The 4665-nt window shown below is 52.8% G+C and carries 2 rRNA genes; both read right to left on the bottom strand.

The features are described 5' to 3' along the window. Positions 1-21: 21 nt before the first annotated feature. Positions 22-2923 (bottom strand): 23S ribosomal RNA (locus tag KHQ23_RS24385). A 152-nt stretch (positions 2924-3075) separates the two neighbouring features. Then, positions 3076-4615 (bottom strand): 16S ribosomal RNA (locus KHQ23_RS24380). Together the 16S and 23S rRNA genes form the textbook arrangement of a ribosomal RNA operon. Positions 4616-4665: the final 50 nt, after the last annotated feature.

Here is a 4665-nt window from a genome sequence, read left to right as displayed (position 1 = left end):
CCAAAACATCTTCGGCGTTGTAAGGTTAAGCCTCACGGTTCATTAGTACCGGTTAGCTCAACGCATCGCTGCGCTTACACACCCGGCCTATCAACGTCATCGTCTTTAACGTTCCTTCAGGAGACTTAAAGTCTCAGGGAGAACTCATCTCGGGGCAAGTTTCGTGCTTAGATGCTTTCAGCACTTATCTCTTCCGCATTTAGCTACCGGGCAGTGCCATTGGCATGACAACCCGAACACCAGTGATGCGTCCACTCCGGTCCTCTCGTACTAGGAGCAGCCCCCCTCAATTCTCCAGCGCCCACGGCAGATAGGGACCGAACTGTCTCACGACGTTCTAAACCCAGCTCGCGTACCACTTTAAATGGCGAACAGCCATACCCTTGGGACCTACTTCAGCCCCAGGATGTGATGAGCCGACATCGAGGTGCCAAACACCGCCGTCGATATGAACTCTTGGGCGGTATCAGCCTGTTATCCCCGGAGTACCTTTTATCCGTTGAGCGATGGCCCTTCCATTCAGAACCACCGGATCACTATGACCTGCTTTCGCACCTGCTCGCGCCGTCACGCTCGCAGTCAAGCTAGCTTATGCCATTGCACTAACCTCCTGATGTCCGACCAGGATTAGCTAACCTTCGTGCTCCTCCGTTACGCTTTGGGAGGAGACCGCCCCAGTCAAACTACCCACCAGACACTGTCCGCAACCCCGGTCAGGGGCCAACGTTAGAACATCAAACATTAAAGGGTGGTATTTCAAGGTTGGCTCCACGCAGACTGGCGTCCACGCTTCAAAGCCTCCCACCTATCCTACACATCAAGGCTCAATGTTCAGTGTCAAGCTATAGTAAAGGTTCACGGGGTCTTTCCGTCTTGCCGCGGGTACACTGCATCTTCACAGCGAGTTCAATTTCACTGAGTCTCGGGTGGAGACAGCCTGGCCATCATTACGCCATTCGTGCAGGTCGGAACTTACCCGACAAGGAATTTCGCTACCTTAGGACCGTTATAGTTACGGCCGCCGTTTACCGGGGCTTCGATCAAGAGCTTCTCCTTACGGATAACCCCATCAATTAACCTTCCGGCACCGGGCAGGCGTCACACCGTATACGTCCACTTTCGTGTTTGCACAGTGCTGTGTTTTTAATAAACAGTTGCAGCCAGCTGGTATCTTCGACTGGTCTCAGCTCCACCCGCAGGGGCTTCACCTACACACCAGCGTGCCTTCTCCCGAAGTTACGGCACCATTTTGCCTAGTTCCTTCACCCGAGTTCTCTCAAGCGCCTTGGTATTCTCTACCTGACCACCTGTGTCGGTTTGGGGTACGATTTGATGTTACCTGATGCTTAGAGGCTTTTCCTGGAAGCAGGGCATTTGTTACTTCAGCACCGTAGTGCCTCGTCATCACACCTCAGCCTTGATTATCCGGATTTGCCTGGATAACCAGCCTACATGCTTAAACCGGGACAACCGTCGCCCGGCTAACATAGCCTTCTCCGTCCCCCCTTCGCAGTAACACCAAGTACAGGAATATTAACCTGTTTCCCATCGACTACGCCTTTCGGCCTCGCCTTAGGGGTCGACTCACCCTGCCCCGATTAACGTTGGACAGGAACCCTTGGTCTTCCGGCGAGCGGGCTTTTCACCCGCTTTATCGTTACTTATGTCAGCATTCGCACTTCTGATACCTCCAGCATGCCTCACAGCACACCTTCGCAGGCTTACAGAACGCTCCCCTACCCAACAACACATAGTGTCGCTGCCGCAGCTTCGGTGCATGGTTTAGCCCCGTTACATCTTCCGCGCAGGCCGACTCGACCAGTGAGCTATTACGCTTTCTTTAAATGATGGCTGCTTCTAAGCCAACATCCTGGCTGTCTGTGCCTTCCCACATCGTTTCCCACTTAACCATGACTTTGGGACCTTAGCTGGCGGTCTGGGTTGTTTCCCTCTTCACGACGGACGTTAGCACCCGCCGTGTGTCTCCCGTGATAACATTCTTCGGTATTCGTAGTTTGCATCGGGTTGGTAAGTCGGGATGACCCCCTAGCCGAAACAGTGCTCTACCCCCGAAGATGAATTCACGAGGCGCTACCTAAATAGCTTTCGGGGAGAACCAGCTATCTCCCGGTTTGATTGGCCTTTCACCCCCAGCCACAAGTCATCCGCTAATTTTTCAACATTAGTCGGTTCGGTCCTCCAGTTAGTGTTACCCAACCTTCAACCTGCCCATGGCTAGATCACCGGGTTTCGGGTCTATACCCTGCAACTTAACGCCCAGTTAAGACTCGGTTTCCCTGCGGCTCCCCTATACGGTTAACCTTGCTACAGAATATAAGTCGCTGACCCATTATACAAAAGGTACGCAGTCACACCCGAAGGTGCTCCCACTGCTTGTACGTACACGGTTTCAGGTTCTTTTTCACTCCCCTCGCCGGGGTTCTTTTCGCCTTTCCCTCACGGTACTGGTTCACTATCGGTCAGTCAGGAGTATTTAGCCTTGGAGGATGGTCCCCCCATATTCAGACAGGATACCACGTGTCCCGCCCTACTCTTCGAGTTCACAACCTGTGCATTTTGGTGTACGGGACTATCACCCTGTACCGTCGGACTTTCCAGACCGTTCCACTAACACACAAGCTGATTCAGACTCTGGGCTGCTCCCCGTTCGCTCGCCGCTACTGGGGGAATCTCGGTTGATTTCTTTTCCTCGGGGTACTTAGATGTTTCAGTTCCCCCGGTTCGCCTCGTTAACCTATGTATTCAGTTAACGATAGTGCAACGAATTGCACTGGGTTTCCCCATTCGGACATCGCCGGTTATAACGGTTCATATCACCTTACCGACGCTTTTCGCAGATTAGCACGTCCTTCATCGCCTCTGACTGCCAGGGCATCCACCGTGTACGCTTAGTCGCTTAACCTCACAACCCGAAGATGTTTCACTTCTGATTGCGAAAATTTGAGAGACTCGAACACACATTAACTGTGTGTCGTTTCAATTTTCAGCTTGATCCAGATTTTTAAAGAGCAAANNACAATCTGTGTGAGCACTACAAAGGCAGGTTCTTTAAGGTAAGGAGGTGATCCAACCGCAGGTTCCCCTACGGTTACCTTGTTACGACTTCACCCCAGTCATGAATCACAAAGTGGTAAGCGCCCTCCCGAAGGTTAAGCTACCTACTTCTTTTGCAACCCACTCCCATGGTGTGACGGGCGGTGTGTACAAGGCCCGGGAACGTATTCACCGTAGCATTCTGATCTACGATTACTAGCGATTCCGACTTCATGGAGTCGAGTTGCAGACTCCAATCCGGACTACGACATACTTTATGAGGTCCGCTTGCTCTCGCGAGGTCGCTTCTCTTTGTATATGCCATTGTAGCACGTGTGTAGCCCTGGTCGTAAGGGCCATGATGACTTGACGTCATCCCCACCTTCCTCCAGTTTATCACTGGCAGTCTCCTTTGAGTTCCCGGCCTAACCGCTGGCAACAAAGGATAAGGGTTGCGCTCGTTGCGGGACTTAACCCAACATTTCACAACACGAGCTGACGACAGCCATGCAGCACCTGTCTCACAGTTCCCGAAGGCACCAATCCATCTCTGGAAAGTTCTGTGGATGTCAAGACCAGGTAAGGTTCTTCGCGTTGCATCGAATTAAACCACATGCTCCACCGCTTGTGCGGGCCCCCGTCAATTCATTTGAGTTTTAACCTTGCGGCCGTACTCCCCAGGCGGTCGATTTAACGCGTTAGCTCCGGAAGCCACGCCTCAAGGGCACAACCTCCAAATCGACATCGTTTACGGCGTGGACTACCAGGGTATCTAATCCTGTTTGCTCCCCACGCTTTCGCACCTGAGCGTCAGTCTTTGTCCAGGGGGCCGCCTTCGCCACCGGTATTCCTCCAGATCTCTACGCATTTCACCGCTACACCTGGAATTCTACCCCCCTCTACAAGACTCTAGCCTGCCAGTTTCGAATGCAGTTCCCAGGTTGAGCCCGGGGATTTCACATCCGACTTGACAGACCGCCTGCGTGCGCTTTACGCCCAGTAATTCCGATTAACGCTTGCACCCTCCGTATTACCGCGGCTGCTGGCACGGAGTTAGCCGGTGCTTCTTCTGCGGGTAACGTCAATCGACAAGGTTATTAACCTTATCGCCTTCCTCCCCGCTGAAAGTGCTTTACAACCCGAAGGCCTTCTTCACACACGCGGCATGGCTGCATCAGGCTTGCGCCCATTGTGCAATATTCCCCACTGCTGCCTCCCGTAGGAGTCTGGACCGTGTCTCAGTTCCAGTGTGGCTGGTCATCCTCTCAGACCAGCTAGGGATCGTCGCCTAGGTGAGCCGTTACCCCACCTACTAGCTAATCCCATCTGGGCACATCTGATGGCATGAGGCCCGAAGGTCCCCCACTTTGGTCTTGCGACATTATGCGGTATTAGCTACCGTTTCCAGTAGTTATCCCCCTCCATCAGGCAGTTTCCCAGACATTACTCACCCGTCCGCCGCTCGTCACCCGAGAGCAAGCTCTCTGTGCTACCGCTCGACTTGCATGTGTTAGGCCTGCCGCCAGCGTTCAATCTGAGCCATGATCAAACTCTTCAATTTAAGTTTGATGCTCAAAGAATTAAACTTCGTAATGAATTACGTGTTCACTC

This window comes from Klebsiella sp. 64 (genome assembly GCF_018223915.1).
Lineage (GTDB): Bacteria > Pseudomonadota > Gammaproteobacteria > Enterobacterales > Enterobacteriaceae > Klebsiella > Klebsiella pneumoniae.
The sequence above is the reverse complement of the archived record's forward strand: the minus strand, read 5'-3'. Positions and strand labels throughout refer to the sequence as shown.